Genomic DNA, 14,997 nt, shown 5'->3' on the forward strand with positions numbered 1-14,997 from the left:
CATACAGACTGCACGTACGTTAAATACTAACCTACAGACAGCCTGCATGTAAATTACCCGGCATGGCCACCAACCGAGAACGCACCGAAAGCACCCAGCTCGCCCTGCTCGAAGCCGCACGCGCGCTTTTCGTCAGCAAGGGCTACGGCGACACCTCCACCCCTGAAATCGCCCTCGCAGCCGGCATTACCCGAGGCGCGCTGTACCACCACTTCGCGGACAAGCGCGACCTGTTCCGCCAGGTGCTGGCACGCGAGGCAATGGCCGTGGCGGCCGACATCGAAGCCGCCACGCCCGAGCGGCTGGGCCCGCGCGAAGCCTTGCTCGAAGGCAGCGAGGCCTATCTGGACGCCATGACCATGCCGGGCCGCACGCGGCTGCTGCTGGTCGACGGCCCTGCCGTGCTGGGCATGGCGGAGATCATGGCGATCGACGATGCCAACGCGGCGCACTCGCTGCGCCAGGGCCTGACACGCGCCGGCATGGGACGCGGCGAAGTCTCGGTCGATGCGCTGTCGCAACTGCTGTCGGCCGCCTTCGACCGTGCGGCGCTGGAGATCGACGCGGGCGCCGATGCGAAAGAGGTCCGCGCGGCGATGCGCTGGCTGGTCGAGCAGGCGCTGGGGCCGGACAAGAAGCGCTGAACGCCATTCCCGTGGGCAAGCAGTACAGGCTGGCGCTTCGCAAGTCCTACATCACACGCCGCCTGCCGCCGACATTCGCGCAACCTCCACGGCGCGATGCTGACATCGTCGTCAACAACGGAGTCTCGCGTGAATTCCATCATTTACATCGTCGGTCTGGTCGTGGTCGTGGTTGCCGTGCTCTCGTTCTTCGGCCTTCGCTGAGACCGGGCACGCCCCTACTCCGACACCTGCAGAACGGGGCCGCTCGCGGCCCCGTTTCTCATGGGGAGCCCGCGGCGCGCCGGGCATAATTCGCGCGCCCCGGCACCGTGCGGGGCCTCACTTGCGAAGGGACCCTGTTGACCAACACCGCGCTGCGCGAACATGCCTTTACAGATGCGGTGATCACCGAGGCGATCCGGTGGGTCGAACAGAGCGGCCCGCTCGACGACGCACAGGCCATGCGCGCCGCCCTCGCCTCGCGCACGCCCGACGCTCACGCGCCAATCATCGAACGCGCGCGCCAGCTCGGCGAACGCATCGGCCTGGAGCCTGAACTTTTACGCGCCCGGCAATGGGCGCCCTGGGTGCTGATCGCACTCGTGGCGCTGATCGTCGTGGCCGGCCTCGGCCTCGCGGGAAACGTGGTGGGCGGTGGCGAGCGCCACATCAATGTGATCGTCGCGCTCGTAAGCCTGCTGGGCCTGCACGCGCTCACGCTGCTGCTGTGGCTGGCGGGGCTCTGCTTTCCGCTGAGTTCCTTCGGGACCGCATCGCTCGGCTGGATCTGGCTGTCGCTCACAGCGCGCGTGGCCGGCGGCAAGCGTGGGCAGGCGCCGGTGCTGTTGCGCTCGATCACCGGGCTGCTGACGCGCGCCAGGCTGCTGCCCTGGGCCTTCGGGCTCGTGAGCCACGGCATCTGGTCACTGTCGTTCGCGGTGGTGCTGGCTTCGATGCTCTTCGCACTCGCCTTCCGCAGCTACACGCTGAGTTGGGAAACGACGATTCTCGACCCCGCCTTCTTCGTACGGGCCGTGCAGGTGCTGGGCTGGGCGCCGGCTCAGCTCGGCTTTCCGGTGCCGGATCCAGCCACCGTGCTGGCCTCCACGCCTGCAGCGGCAGGCCAGCGAACCTGGGCGCTGTGGCTCACCGGCTGCATCGCTGTCTACGGCCTGCTGCCGCGCGTCGCGCTGGTGCTGTTGAGCGCCGCCGTCTGGAAGCGCCGCCGCAAGGCGCTGCAGCCCGACTGGCACGAGCCCTACTACCGCAAGCTGCTAGCGCGCTTTGCCGCGCTGGCGCCCGCCGCCATCGTCGACGCCGACCCGGGCCGCACGCGCACCGGCGCGCCCACGAGCCTGCCCGTATCGGCACTGCACGACGGCCTCTTCGTCATCGGCTTCGAGCTGCCGCCCGACATGCCCTGGCCTCCTGCAACCATCCCGCTCGACGCGGCCACGCAGGTGGAGCGCATCGACGGCAGCGCCCCGGCACGGCGAACGCTGCTCGACCAGCTCGTGCACGCCCGCCCGCGCACCGTGCTGCTGGCCTGCAATGCCGCATCGAGCCCCGACCGCGGCACCGAACGCTTCCTGCGCGAAGTGCTGGCGCATTGCGGCGAATGCCGCCTGTGGCTCGCGGGCGCAGCCGATGCCACCGCCACGCGGCGCTGGCTGGACTGGCTGCGCGACTGCGGCCTGGAAAGCATCGCCGCCAGCGACCGCATCGACCTCGCACTGCGGCCGAACGAGGCCACCGCCCCATGACGCAGCAGCAACAGCCCATCCGCATCGCGGTCGTCGGCCACACCAACGCGGGCAAGACCTCGCTGCTGCGCACACTCACGCGGCGCATCGACTTCGGCGAGGTGTCGCAGCGCCCCGGCACCACGCGCCATGTCGAGTCGGCCGATCTCGAGGTGGGCGGCCAAACCGCCGTGCGCTTCTTCGACACGCCCGGCCTCGAAGACGCCGTCGCACTGCGCGAGCACCTCGCGCGCTTCGACCCGCAGGCCACCCCGCCCGAACGCATCCGCCAGTTCCTGCAAGGCCCCGAGGCGCACGGCGTGTTCGAGCAGGAGGCCAAGGTGCTGCGCACCATGCTCGACATCGACGCGGCCTTCCTCGTCATCGACGTGCGCGAACCGGTGCTGCCCAAGTTCCACGACGAAATCGAACTGCTCAACGCCTGCGCGCGCCCGGTGCTGCCGGTGCTGAACTTCGTGCGCGACGCCGCCAGCCGCGAGGCGGCCTGGAAAGAGCTGCTGTCGGCCTACGGCTTGCATGTGCAGGTGCGCTTCGACGCGGCGGCTCCGTTCGTCGGCGCCGAGCAGGACCTGTACAACGACCTCGCCACCCTGCTGCGCGATCGCCGCGAACTGCTGCGCGGCGTGGTCGATTCGCTGGACACCGAAGCCGCCGGCCGCCGCCGTTCTGCCTGCACGCGCATCGCCGCGCTGCTGGTCAACGCCGCCGCCGTCCGCCGCACGGTGCAGGCCGCCGAGTTCGCCGACGCCGAGCGCCGGCAGACGCTGGTCGCGGCGCTGCAGAAGACCGTGTTCGACAAGGCCCAGCGTTGCACCGACGACCTGCTCGCGCTCTACGGCTTTCGCCAGGGCGATGCCGACGAAGCGCCGCTGCCGATCATCGAAGGCCGCTGGGCGCTCGACTTCTTCAGCCCCGAAGCCATGAAGGACGCCGGCCTGCGCCTTGGCAAGGGCGCTGTCATCGGCGCCGCCGTGGGCGTGGTGGCCGATCTGGCCGTGGCCGGCATCTCGCTGGGCGCAGGCGCTGCGCTGGGTGGCGCCATTGGCGGCGCGGTGTCCCAGGGCTGGGGTCCGCTGGGCCGCAAGATCGCCAACAAGCTGCGCGACGTGCATGAACTGACGGTAGAAGACGGCGTGCTGTTCGCGCTGGTCGCATGGCAGCTCAAGCTCACGCAGGCGCTGGAAGTGCGCGGCCATGCGGCCACGCAGCGCATTGCCGCCGAGGCGCCCGCCGACGGCGATGCACCCACGAAGGCCGCCGCCGCGGCCGTGCGCGCCGCGCAGCCCGCGCGCAACCACCCCGACTGGGAAGCAACCGGCGTGACGAGCCGCGCCTTCTGGCGACCGTCGCCGCAACGCGAAGCCCTGGTCGGCGACTTGTCGAGCCAGCTGCTGCAAGCCTTCGAGCAGGCCTGAAGCGCCTCAGTTCGCGCCAGCCGCCAGTGCCTGCAGCTTCGCGTAGTCTCCCGGCCGCGCGCCCTGCTGCTCCGGCGTCGCGCGCTTCACGATGCGCTCGAGGAACAACTGGCGATTGACCGGCGTCACCGTCATGCCCTTGCTGCGCAGGAACTGCTCGTCTTCCAGCTCACTGGCGATCACGCCGACGTTGGTCCACTTCGCGGTTTCCACGAGCACCTTCTCGACCATCGCCTGCTGCGGCGGCGAGAGCCTGGCCCATGCCGCCTTGCCGATCACGATGCCCAGCGTGTCGTAGACGTGCGCAGTGAGCTGCACGTATTTCTGCACTTCATAGAGCTTCTTCGACCTGACGATGCCCAGCGGGTTTTCCTGCGCCTCGACCTCGCCCTTCTTGAGCGCACCGTAGAGGCTCATGAAAGGCAGCGTGACCGGCTTGGCATCGAGCGCGGTGGCAAAGAGCTGATAAGAGGCGGCGGCGGGCACATACAGCCGCAGGTCGCGGAAGTCTTCGGGCTTTGCCAGCGGCCTGGCCGAAGTGACCTGCCGCGCGCCGTAATACACCGTGGCCACCATGCGGTTGCCGCTCTTCTCGTTGTATCCCTTCATCAGGTCGGCCAGCAAAGGGCTCGCCAGGTACTTGCGCATGTGGTCGAGATCCTTGAAGGCGAAGGGGTAGCTGCCCAGGCTAAGCGGCGGATAGCCTTCGGCCAGCGTGGCGTCGCCGACGTAGGCGATCTGCATCGAGTCATTCGCCAGCATCAGCGGAAAGTCCGCCTCCTGGCCCATCTTCGACGAAGGCACCACCTCGATCTTGATCTTGCCGTCGGACTGCTCCGCGATCTTGCGCGCCGCCAGTTCGGCCTGCTGATGGAAGATGCTCGTGGGCTCGTAGACATGGCCCCACTTGAACTGCAACACCTGCTGCGCCTGCACGGCCATTGCGCATCCCAGCGCCACCAGCGCGAATGCGGCGCGGCGCCACGGCAAGAAGCTTTTCATCGACTCTCCCTCGGGTTGAGAACAATCGGCCCCATGCAAGATCGACGCCACTGCTACGGGTCCGACGCCAGGCCATCGGGCCCGGCGAGCGCATCGTAAGGAGTAGCGACAGCCGCCGGGAGCGGGTTTGCCCGACTGGGGTTTGATGGGGTTAGCGGGGCGTTATCGTGAGGCCGCACCAGAAAGGAACACGCCATGACCGCCGCGCTGCGCGCCCTTCGCGCCGACATCACCACACTGCAGGTCGACGCCATCGTCAATGCCGCCAACTCTTCGCTGCTTGGCGGCGGCGGGGTGGACGGTGCCATTCACCGCGCGGCAGGGCCGGACCTGCTGCACGAATGCCGGCTGCTCGGCGGCTGCAAGACCGGCGACGCCAAGCTCACCAAGGGCTACCGCCTGCCCGCGCGCTTCATCATCCACACGGTCGGCCCGGTATGGCGCGGCGGCACGTCGGGCGAGCCCGAGCTGCTCGCGTCGTGCTACCGGCGTTCGATGGCGCTGGCCGGCGCGCAAGGCGTGCGCAGCATCGCGTTTCCGAGCGTGAGCACGGGCATCTACGGCTACCCCGTCGAACTGGCGGCGAAGGTGGCGGTGGACACGGTACGCGACGCCGCGAACGAAGCGGCATCGGTGCAGGAGGTCGTCTTCTGCTGCTTCTCCATGGGCGACCTCGCGGTCTACGAGGCAGCACTGGCATGACCAACGACTTCTACGACGACCTCGCCCCGCTCTATCACCTGATCTATCCCGACTGGAAAGAGAGCATCCGCGCGCAGGGCGACAAGCTCGCGCAACTGATCGATACCGAGTGGCCCGGCGGTGGCGTGCGGCGCAGGGTGCTCGACGTGTCCTGCGGCATCGGCACGCAGACACTCGGGCTCGCTGCGCTGGGCCACTCGCTGACGGCATCGGACCTGTCGCCCCAGGAAATCGAACGCGCGCGGCACGAAGCACAGGTGCGCGGCCTCGATGTCGCCTTCTCGGTCTGCGACATGCGCGAGGCGCACGCGCATCACGGCGGCGGCTTCGACATCGTGATGTCTTGCGACAACTCGATGCCGCACCTGCAGACCGACGAAGACCTGCTGCTCACCTTCCGACAGATGGCCTCATGCCTGCGCCCGGGCGGCGGCTGCGTGGTGAGCGTGCGCGACTACACAAAGGAAGAGCGCGGCAGCAACCTCGTGAAGCACTACGGCGCGCGCGTCGAAAACGGCCTGCGCCACGTGCTGTTCCAGGTGTGGGACTTCACGGACGCAGGCAAGGGCGAGCACTACGACCTGGGCTTCTTCTTCGTCACCGAAAACCTGGCCACGCACGAGGTGAGCACGCGCGTGATGCGCTCGCGCTACTACGCCGTGTCGACCACGCGGCTGTGCGAGCTGATGCGCGAGGCGGGGTTGGAAAACGTGCGACGCATCGACGGCGCGTTCTTCCAGCCTGTGCTGGTGGGCACGCGGCCCTGAAAGGATTGATCGCCTGGAGGTTACCGGTCACCGTACCGTCATGGGCCAAACCTAGCATCCGCCAGCTTTCAATCTACTTGCAACGGACGCCAGAACCCAATGACAAAAGCTGTTCCCGCACCCGCTCCCCGCCCCATGCGCGCTGCCTTGGTGGCCGTTGCAGGCGGCCTCGTGATTGCCGCGTGCGGTGGCGGGAATGGGGGCCCCACGATCCCGGTACTTCCGCCAGCGCCGGCACCGGCACCGGCGCCGCCCGCGCCTCCGGCCCCAGCGGCACTGGGCACGCTCGACGGTTCGGTGCCACTCGTCATTGCTCACCGCGGCCTGCCAGGCCTGTTCCCCGAAGAAACAAAGACCGCCTACGAAGCCGCGGCCGATGCCGGCGCCGATTCGCTCGAGACCGACCTGCACCTCACCAAGGACTGCGTGCTGGTCGCACGCCACAACCCCTGGCTCAGCGACAACACCAACATCGCCGAAGTCGCCAAGACCAACCCCGCCGTGGACGCGCGCAAGCGCACCGTGCCGGGCGTGAAGGTCAACGTGAAGTACCCGGTCACCCCCGAGAACGGCCCCGCCCAATACTGGAGCGACCTGACCGACCCGAACGATCCGAAGTCCGTGCTCAAGTCGCTCGTCGTCGACGGCCAGGACCACACCGGCGACTGGTCCATCACCGACTTCACGATGGACGAGCTGCGCCAGTGGATCCGCGGCACCACCTACGACGCCAGGGACGAACGCCCCACCGACCTCAACGGCAAGCTGCCGATCATCAGCTTCCAGGAACTGCTCGACATTGCCAAGGCCAAGAGCGCCGCCACCGGCCGCACGTTCTCGGTGTACCCGGAAACGAAGAACCCGATCTGGAACAACGCGCAGGCCATTGCCAACGGCTGTGGCCCGGCCGGCAGCCACCCGCTGGAAGATGCGTTGCTGAAGGTCATGAACTTCAACGACCTGAACCGCAAGGACGCGCCCATCTTCGTGCAGAGCTTCGAGCCCGAGAGCCTGAAGTACCTGCGCTCGGCCGGCCTGAAGGCACGCGCGGTGCAACTGGTGGACGGCAACGACGTCGACTACAAGACCGGCGCGATGATCTACGTCACCAACGACGAATACACCTTCATCGACGGGCGCCCCTACAGCTGGACGCTGGCCGGCAACCCGAAGTTCTTCGGCGAAATGCTCACGCCCGCGGGCCTGGCCGAGATCAAGACCTATGCCGACGGCATCGGCCCCTGGAAGCCGCAGGTCATGGCGCACACCATCGTGCCCTTCGTCGCGGCCAACAAGGGGATGGTCGACGTGAACACCATCAAGCCCACCAGCCTGATCGCCGACGCGCACAAGGCCGGCCTGTTCGTCCACAGCTACACCTTCCGCAACGAGTCGAAGTACCTGGCCGGCATCTACAAGGGTGACCCGACGGCCGAATACCTTGCGTATTTCCGCGCCGGCATCGACGGCGTGTTCTCGGACTTCGCGAACACGGCCGTCGCGGCGCGCAAGACCTACCTGAAGGAAACGGGCCGCTGATGCGCAACGCGGCGCAGGCAACCGGCTGAACGGCACCATGTACCCGGGCGAACGACTCAACGGATACAGCCACCTGCTGGGCCTGCTGCTGGCGCTCTCAGCCACCGCGCTGCTGCTCATCAAGACCGTGCCTACCGGCGACCCCGCGCGCATTGCGGGGGCGCTGGTGTTCTCGCTTTCTGCCGTGGCGCTGTACGCGGCCTCCACGCTCTTCCACAGCACGCGCGGCCGCCTCAAGCGCGTGTGGGAGCGGGCCGACCACTGCGCGATCTACCTGCTGATCGCCGGCACCTACACGCCCTTCGCGCTCGTCACGCTGCACGGCAAGTGGGGCTGGCTGCTGCTCTCGGCGATCTGGGGCGTGGCGCTGTTCGGCATATGGCGCGAGCTGCGGCCGCCGAAGCCCGGCGCTTCGGCCAAGCCCTCGCTGCCGCTCTACATCGGAATGGGATGGCTCGGGGTGCTGGCTGCCGTGCCGCTGGCCGCGCGGCTCGACGGTGCCGGGCTGGCGTGGCTGCTGATCGGCGGCGTGCTCTATACCGTAGGCACCATCTTCTACCGGAACCGGCAGGGCTTTCGCCATGCGCACGGCGCCTGGCACCTGTTCGTGCTGGCGGGCACGATCAGCCACTACATCGCTGTCGGCTGGTTCGTGCTGTAGCTGGCGTGGTGCCGCCAGCGGCGTGGCAATGCCACACTCGGCACCCCATGGACGCTTCTATTTTTTCTGCCCCGAAGATCGACTGCCACTGCCACATCTTCGACCCCGAATCCTTTCCGTATGCGCCAGGCGTCTTCTACGCGCCGTCGGGCGGCGAGATCGCCACCGCCGACTACTTCATGCAGGTGATGTCGGCTTACGGCGTGTCGCACGCCCTGCTCGTCGGACCCAACTCGGGCTACGGCACCGACAACCGCTGCATGCTCGACGCCATCAGGCGCGGCGGCCATCGCTTCAAGGGCATTGCCGTGGTCGATAACGACGCATCGGCCTCGCAGTTGCAAGACCTGCAGGCCCAGGGCGTAGTTGGCATCGCCTTCAACATGGCACTGCTGGGCCTTGCGCACTATGCGAATGCCGATGCGCTGTGGGAACGCATCGCCGCGCTGGGCATGTGCGTGCAGGTCCAGGTGCAGGACGACCAGATGGCCGAACTGGCACCGCGCCTGCTGGGCTGCGGCGCGCAGATCGTGGTCGACCACCACGGCCGCCCCGACATCTCGCGCGGGCTTGCGAGCCCCGGCTTCGACGCACTGCTGCGAATGGCCGACAGCGGGCGCTGCGCTGTCAAGCTGTCGGGCTACGACAAGTTCTCGCGCGAGGCGCTGCCCTTCGCGGATGCCCGGCCATTCACCGATGAACTGCTGTCTGCCTTCGGGCCCGCCAACTGCCTCTGGGGTTCAGACTGGCCGAACATTCGCGCCACCCGGCGGCTGGACTACGGCACGCTGCTCGGCGTGTTCGCGCGCAGCGTGCCTTCGGAGGCAGACCGCCGCGCGATCCTCTTCGACACGCCGGTGCGGCTGTTCGGCTTCGGCACCGGCGGCAACTGATCGCGACGCGCCGGTCTCAGCCCGCAAGCGCGCTTACCGCGATGCGTGCTGCAGAGGCCACCACATCGTTGCGGTTCTTCGCGTCCTTGTCGGGGAAGGTCAGGTATACGGCGACCACCAGCGGTGCGCCGGCCGGCGGCCACATCACGCCGACGTCGTTGTTGGTGCCGTAAGCCCCCGCGCCGGTCTTGTCGCCCACCTTCCAGCCCGGCGGCACGGCGGCCATGAAGCGTTCGGCGCTGGTCGTGTTGCCCTGCAGCCAGGCCTGCAACTGGCTACGCTGCGCGGCGCCCAGCGCATCGCCCAGCACCAGCCGCTGCACACTGTCGGCCATGGCCGCGGGCGTGGTGGTGTCGCGCAGGTCGCCGGGAATGGCCGTGTTGAGTTCGGTCTCCCAACGGTCGAGCCTGAAGGCCTGGTCGCCGATGGTGCGCGCGAAGGCGGTCACGTCGGCCGGGCCGCCCAGCATCTTCATCAGCAGGTTGGCGGCTGCGTTGTCGCTGTACTGGATGGTCGCGGCGCACAACGCGGCCACCGTCATGCCGTCGGCCACATGCTTTTCAGTGACGGGCGAGTTGGGAATGATGTCGGCCTTGCTGTAGCTGACGCGGCGCGACAGCAGGCTCGGGTCTTTCGCGCTGCGCTCCAGCACCGCGGCGGCCAGCATCAGCTTGAAAGTGCTGCAGAACGGAAAGCGTTCATGCGGCCGATGCTGCAGGCGTGCGCCGCTGGCCGTGTTGAACGCCACCACGCCAAGGCGCCCGCCACAGGCGCGTTCGAGTTCGGCAAGCTGGGCCTCGGCGGAAGCCTGCGGCCCCTTTTGCGACCACGCGGTGCAGGCAGCGGCAAGCGGCAGCACGGAGGCGGCGAGCAACAGGGTACGGCGCTGGACGGGTGAGTTCATTTCTTCTTTGCTTTCTGTCGGCGAGTGGAGTGGATGGGACGCCGGCAATCGTAGGAGCGCGGTGCCTGGCGCTCCAGCGCGCCGCCGCTGTTTTGCGTCCCGGGTGTATCGGCTGTAACGCGCGGACATGCTCGACCGAATGGCTGAATGAACTTCGTGCGTGCCCTGCGCCGGGCTATGCTCCCCGACCACATGCCGCGACAGAACGCTCTCACCTCGTCTTCTCAACGCCCGGCAACGCCAGTCCTGGCGACCCTGTGCCTCGCCCTGGCGCCCTTCGCCACACTCGCCGCCCCTGGCTGCCTCGACACCGCCCTCCAATCCCCGTCCACCGCCCGGGCCCTCGCCATGGCCACCTTCGCCACGCAGGAACACGAAGCCTTCGGCGGCCAGACGATGGATGCCGAGGGCCGCATGACGATGGACGGCGACTCCGAAGCCGAAGACACGCGCCGCACAGTGCCGGGCCTTGCGCCCTGGGAGCGGGTGGTCAGCTACTGGCAGGCGGTCGATCCGTTGTTGCCTTCGCGGGTGCGCTACGGCGGGCTGCGGCCGGCCTACCGGCAGTCGTTGATGCAGTCGCTGAACGAGGCCTCGGCCGCGCGGCTGCAGGGCATGGGCGTGGGGCCCGACGAGGGGCTGGACTCACCGGAGCTGCGCGCGGTCGATGTCGCATTGAAGCGGGTCGCGGTGATCGACACGCCGTGGTCGGCGGCCTTCATCAGCTGGCTCGCGCGGCAGGCGGGGCTGGCGGACGACGAATTCGTCTTTTCCGAAGCGCACGTGGACTACGCGGGTGCCGCGTGGCAGGCAGGCATCGAGGAGCAGGCCGGGCGCCCGACGCGCTACGCCCTGCGCGCCTGCGATCTGACGCGCACGCCGCCGCGCGTCGGCGATCTGGTTTGCCAGGCACGCGGTGCGGGTGCGGGCCTCGACACCTTCGACAAGATCGGCGAGGTCCTGGCGACACGGCCCACCGGCGGCGATGCGCTGCCGATGCACTGCGACGTGGTGGTGGCCGTCGATGCGACGGGCTTCGACGCGGTGGGAGGCAATGTGCTGCAGTCGGTCACGCGGCGCCGGCTGGACTTTGCGCCGGGCACGCGCCGGCTGGACCCGAGCTATCTGCCCGAGGGATGCACGCCCGGCGCGGCGGGGTGCATCGACCGCCACATGAGCAGGCAGCCGTGGTCGCTGCTGCTGCAGTGGCGCTGAAAGAACGCGCCAGTTGTTTGACGCTTACTTGTAGAACGCCTCGACCTTGCCCTTGAGCTTGAGCAGCAGGGGCTTGCCCTTGCGGTCGAGGGTCTTGCCGGCGGGAACCTTGATCCAGCCTTCGCTGATGCAATATTCCTCGACGTCGAGGCGCTCCTTCCCGTTGAAGCGGATGCCGATGTCGCCTTCGAAGGCAGCCGCCAGGTGGTGGGGGCTGCGCGGATCGGAAGACAGGTGGTCGGGAAGAGGCGGGAGGGAGGAAGAAGGAGTGGGAGTGGCTTCGGTCATGGCGCGTGATGATAGGGGCTCCGGCTGGCCCCTTCCCTGACGGTGCTCTAACGGCGCTTCTTCTTCCCATGCCTGGGCGGCGGCTTGGGCCCGAAGCCGAGCGCGGCGCGGGCCAGCGCGTCGGCTTCGCCGTTGCGCTGGCGCGGAATCCATTGCACGCGCGCCTGCGCGAAGCTGCCGAGCAGCGCGCGGGCATCGTCGAACAGCGGGGCCATGCGCTCGATGGGTTTGGCGCCCGGCGCGGCAAGCTGCTCGACCAGCGTGCTGTTGTCGCTGTAGGCCAGCACGGCGGTGGCGCCCTTGTCGCGCAGTGCGTGGAGCGCGGCGGTCAGCGCCAGCAGCTCGGCCTCGTTGTTGCAGCCGATGGCATGGGTGGCCTGCGACAGCGTGTGGCGGCTGCCGTCGGGCGCGGTGATGACGGCGCCTATGCCCATGCGTCCCGGGTTGGGCATGGCGCTGCCGTCGCAGTGAACCACCCACGGGAGCCCCGGGGCCACGGAACCGTCGCCGCTCATTCGATCGTCTTCAGCAGTTGTAGCGCTTGATGCCAGCCAGGTTCTGGCAAGGCCGCTGGCCGGGCGGCGGGCCGGGGTCGACCGCATGCGGCGGCCGTGGCCTGCGGATGGGGCGCGCGCCGTCGTAGTAGGGGTCGTAGTACGGATCGGGGCTCAGGACGACGACGCCCGGTGGTTCCGCCGCTGGCTGCGGCTGCGTCTCGGCGGGGTAGCGCGGGATGATGGCCGGACCCGAAGGCGGGTTGCTCGCCACACGGCTGGGGGGCGGGACTGGCGGCGCGGAGCGCTGTGGCGCCGCTGAATAGTCGCGGCGCGCCGGGTCGGGCGGCGGCGATTCGAGGATCGGCACCTGCCGCGCCTGCTTGCTGCCCGCCGGGCATTCGACGTTGGTGTAAGAGACGGCGCCGCTGGCATCGGTGCAGCGGGTCACTTCCGCGCGGGCGCCGCCGGGGGACACCGCCGCGGCCACGGCAAAGATCGCCGGAATAAGGAGTGCCAATGCGCGCATCACGCCACTGTAGCCGCAGCGGGGCCGCCGCGCACCTGCGGCATGATCGCGTCATGGACAACAGCCCCCCGCTCCCCCTCGTCATCGTCAAGGTCGGAGGCACCTTCGACGCGCTGCGCGCCCGCCGTGGCGATTTCGAACACTGGGTTGCCGACGGACTCGGCACGCAGACGCTTCCCATCCTGGTGATCGACCCACGCCGAGGCGACACCCTCCCCGACCCCGGCCAGGTGGCCGGCGTGGTCGTCACCGGCTCGCATGCGATGGTGTCGCACCGCGAACCGTGGAGCGAAACCACGGCCGAATGGCTGGCGCAGGCCGTGGCGCTCGACACGCCGGTGCTCGGCATCTGCTACGGCCACCAGTTGCTGGCGCATACGCTCGGTGGCGAGGCCGGCAACCACCCGGGCGGCGCGGAGGTCGGCACCGTGACGGTGTCGCTCACCGAGGCCGCCGCCACCGACCCGCTGCTGGGCGGCCTGCCCGCGCAGTTTCCGGCCAACGCGGTGCACTGGCAGAGCGCGCTGCGGCTGCCAGAAGGCGCGGTGCCGCTGGCCGCCAGCGCCCATGAGCCGGTGCATGCCTTTCGCGTCGGCAAGCATGCCTGGGGCGTGCAGTTCCATCCGGAATTCGACGCCGAGGCGATGCGCGGCTACATCGACAACCTGCGCGGCGAGCTGACCGCCATGGGCGCCGACCCCGCAGCACTGCGCGACAGCGTGAGCGAGACCGGCGCGGCTGCCAGCCTGCTCGGACGCTTTGCGCGGATTGCCGAGGCACGCCAGGGCGTCTGAGCTGCATCGAGGCCCATCGCGGCCCCCGCAAGCCGTCGGACCGCGACTACAAGAAGCATCCGGCGCTTGGGTTAAGGTGCGGGCCATCCGCCTTTCGCTCCACACTTCTTTCATGACCACTCCCTCGCCCGTGCCGGCCCGCAAGCATTTTTCGATGATCCGGGAATTCCACCTGGCCGACGTCTTCACGCTCGGCAATGCGGCATGCGGGGTGGGCGGAGTGTTCCTGGCAATGGCTTTCATGGCCAGCCAGTCGCTCCCGCAGTTCCTGTGGGCGGCGGCGCTGGCGCCGGCGGCCTTCATCTTCGACGTGTTCGACGGGCGCATCGCGCGCTGGCGGCAGACGCAATCGGCCCTCGGCCGCGAACTCGACTCGCTGGCCGACATCATTTCCTTCGGCGTGGCGCCGGCCGCGCTGGGCTTTGCGGCCGGGCTCAACGGCGGCTGGGACTGCGTGCTGCTGATCTATTTCGTGGGCTGCGGCGTGAGCCGGCTCGCGCGCTACAACGTAACGGCCGAGGCGCTGTCGGCCGGGGCCGACAAGGTGAAGTATTTCGAGGGCACGCCCATCCCGACCAGCGTGGTGCTGGTGGCCGTGCTGGCATATGCCGCGTGGCAGGGCAGCATTGGTGCATCGGTGTGGGGCGGCGCCTGGACCATCGGCCCGTGGCAGCTGCATCCGCTGGTGCTGATGTTCGCGCTCTCGGGCACGCTGATGATCAGCAAGACCCTGCGCATTCCGAAGTTCTGAGTTCCCCCAGACACAGGAGACACGTCGATGACCATGAAGCTCTACTTCGACCCGCAAAGCCGCTCGCAGGTTGCCAAATGGATGCTCGACGAGACCGGCGCCCCCTATGAGATCGTGACCACGCTCCTGCGCGAGAAGGCGCACAAGACGCCCGAGTTCCTGAAGATCAACCCGGCAGGCAAGTTGCCGGCGCTGGTGGACGGCCGTACGCGCGTGTTCGAGAACGCGGCCATCTGCATGTACCTGGCCGAGAAGTTTCCCGGAAAGCGGCTGGCACCGGCTGTCGGCTCGCCCGATCGCGGACGCTACCTCTCGCTGATGGTCTATTCGACCTCCCAGCTCGAGCCCGCGATGGGCGACAGCCTGCTGAAGATCCGCAGCAACAACAGCGCACGCGGCTGGACCGATTTCGAAGGCGCCAAGGACGCGGTCGAACGCGAACTCGGCGACGGACCCTACCTGTTCGGCTCGCAGTTCACGGCGGCCGACGTGATGATCGGCTCCATGTTCATCTGGCACCGTGCGTTCGGTGGCCGCTCGAACCGCCCGAAGATCGACGCCTACATCAACCGGCTGCAGGCCCGTCCCAAGGGCATGAAGTTCGGCTGAACACGGCGCGGCGTGCCGCGCTGGTGACATCGCGCGGCAAAGGCT

General features: G+C 68.6%; 17 protein-coding genes. 12 read left to right on the forward strand and 5 right to left on the reverse strand.

Annotated elements, in window-relative coordinates; genetic code table 11:
* Positions 1-62: 62 nt before the first annotated feature.
* From ACWV14_RS20540 to ACWV14_RS20550, 3 genes are all read left to right on the forward strand, one after another.
* Entirely contained in the window at positions 63-644 is a 582-nt protein-coding gene (locus ACWV14_RS20540; RefSeq protein ID WP_454903392.1) for a TetR/AcrR family transcriptional regulator, read from the forward strand.
* Between the two features lie 341 nt (positions 645-985).
* Positions 986-2,389, forward strand: coding sequence for a DUF2868 domain-containing protein (locus ACWV14_RS20545; RefSeq protein ID WP_454903394.1), 1,404 nt, complete (start codon positions 986-988; stop codon positions 2,387-2,389).
* Positions 2,386-3,804, forward strand: a complete 1,419-nt coding sequence (locus tag ACWV14_RS20550) for a GTPase/DUF3482 domain-containing protein (protein ID WP_454903396.1) — start codon at positions 2,386-2,388, stop codon at positions 3,802-3,804. Before ACWV14_RS20545 ends, ACWV14_RS20550 begins: the two co-directional genes overlap by 4 nt.
* 6 nt (positions 3,805-3,810) lie before the next feature.
* Here ACWV14_RS20550 and ACWV14_RS20555 read toward each other — a convergent pair whose 3' ends face one another.
* A complete protein-coding gene (locus tag ACWV14_RS20555; protein ID WP_454903398.1) occupies positions 3,811-4,806 on the reverse strand; it encodes a sialic acid TRAP transporter substrate-binding protein SiaP in 996 nt (331 codons plus the stop codon).
* A gap of 195 nt (positions 4,807-5,001) precedes the next feature.
* Between ACWV14_RS20555 and ACWV14_RS20560 the strand changes: the two genes are divergently transcribed.
* The 5 genes from ACWV14_RS20560 (at position 5,002) to ACWV14_RS20580 (ending at position 9,368) form a co-directional block, all read left to right on the forward strand.
* The gene (locus ACWV14_RS20560) at positions 5,002-5,508 is read left to right on the forward strand and encodes an O-acetyl-ADP-ribose deacetylase (protein WP_422087220.1); all 507 of its coding nucleotides are present in this window, start codon (positions 5,002-5,004) and stop codon (positions 5,506-5,508) included.
* A complete protein-coding gene (locus ACWV14_RS20565; RefSeq protein WP_454903399.1) occupies positions 5,505-6,275 on the forward strand; it encodes a class I SAM-dependent methyltransferase in 771 nt (256 codons plus the stop codon). The genes ACWV14_RS20560 and ACWV14_RS20565 overlap by 4 nt, the downstream gene beginning before the upstream one ends.
* A gap of 135 nt (positions 6,276-6,410) precedes the next feature.
* Complete coding sequence (locus tag ACWV14_RS20570; protein WP_454903400.1) at positions 6,411-7,814, forward strand: glycerophosphodiester phosphodiesterase family protein; 1,404 nt, start codon at positions 6,411-6,413, stop codon at positions 7,812-7,814.
* Between the two features lie 37 nt (positions 7,815-7,851).
* A complete protein-coding gene (trhA, locus tag ACWV14_RS20575; RefSeq protein WP_422087223.1) occupies positions 7,852-8,475 on the forward strand; it encodes a PAQR family membrane homeostasis protein TrhA in 624 nt (207 codons plus the stop codon).
* A gap of 47 nt (positions 8,476-8,522) precedes the next feature.
* Positions 8,523-9,368, forward strand: coding sequence for an amidohydrolase family protein (locus ACWV14_RS20580; protein WP_454903402.1), 846 nt, complete (start codon positions 8,523-8,525; stop codon positions 9,366-9,368).
* Between the two features lie 16 nt (positions 9,369-9,384).
* Here the strand turns inward: ACWV14_RS20580 and bla are convergent, their stop codons facing one another.
* Positions 9,385-10,272: a class A beta-lactamase gene (bla, locus tag ACWV14_RS20585; protein WP_454903404.1), complete on the reverse strand. Its 888-nt coding sequence runs from the start codon at positions 10,270-10,272 to the stop codon at positions 9,385-9,387.
* 348 nt (positions 10,273-10,620) lie between these two features.
* On the opposite strand from bla, the gene ACWV14_RS20590 reads away from it, so the two are divergent.
* Positions 10,621-11,487 (forward strand): DUF2272 domain-containing protein, encoded by an 867-nt coding sequence (locus ACWV14_RS20590; RefSeq protein ID WP_454903405.1) that lies wholly within the window; start codon positions 10,621-10,623, stop codon positions 11,485-11,487.
* Between the two features lie 24 nt (positions 11,488-11,511).
* On the opposite strand, the gene ACWV14_RS20595 is transcribed toward ACWV14_RS20590, so the two are convergent.
* From ACWV14_RS20595 to ACWV14_RS20605, 3 genes are read right to left on the reverse strand one after another with little or no spacing between them, the layout of a single operon-like run.
* On the reverse strand, positions 11,512-11,775 hold the full coding sequence (locus ACWV14_RS20595) for a DUF3297 family protein (RefSeq protein WP_422087233.1): 264 nt from the start codon (positions 11,773-11,775) through the stop codon (positions 11,512-11,514).
* 47 nt (positions 11,776-11,822) lie between these two features.
* Positions 11,823-12,290, reverse strand: coding sequence for a ribonuclease HI family protein (locus tag ACWV14_RS20600; RefSeq protein WP_454903406.1), 468 nt, complete (start codon positions 12,288-12,290; stop codon positions 11,823-11,825).
* A 10-nt stretch (positions 12,291-12,300) separates the two neighbouring features.
* Positions 12,301-12,798, reverse strand: a complete 498-nt coding sequence (locus ACWV14_RS20605) for a hypothetical protein (RefSeq protein WP_454903408.1) — start codon at positions 12,796-12,798, stop codon at positions 12,301-12,303.
* Positions 12,799-12,851: 53 nt separating this feature from the next.
* On the opposite strand from ACWV14_RS20605, the gene ACWV14_RS20610 reads away from it, so the two are divergent.
* The 3 genes from ACWV14_RS20610 (at position 12,852) to ACWV14_RS20620 (ending at position 14,952) form a co-directional block, all read left to right on the forward strand.
* Positions 12,852-13,592 (forward strand): glutamine amidotransferase, encoded by a 741-nt coding sequence (locus tag ACWV14_RS20610; RefSeq protein WP_454903409.1) that lies wholly within the window; start codon positions 12,852-12,854, stop codon positions 13,590-13,592.
* Between the two features lie 112 nt (positions 13,593-13,704).
* Positions 13,705-14,343 carry a CDP-alcohol phosphatidyltransferase family protein gene (locus tag ACWV14_RS20615; protein ID WP_422087237.1) on the forward strand — a complete coding sequence of 213 codons (639 nt, stop codon included), beginning with the start codon at positions 13,705-13,707 and terminating at the stop codon, positions 14,341-14,343.
* A 27-nt stretch (positions 14,344-14,370) separates the two neighbouring features.
* Positions 14,371-14,952, forward strand: coding sequence for a glutathione S-transferase family protein (locus ACWV14_RS20620; RefSeq protein WP_454903411.1), 582 nt, complete (start codon positions 14,371-14,373; stop codon positions 14,950-14,952).
* Positions 14,953-14,997 lie beyond the last annotated feature (45 nt).

It is taken from the genome of Variovorax durovernensis (assembly GCF_977011995.1).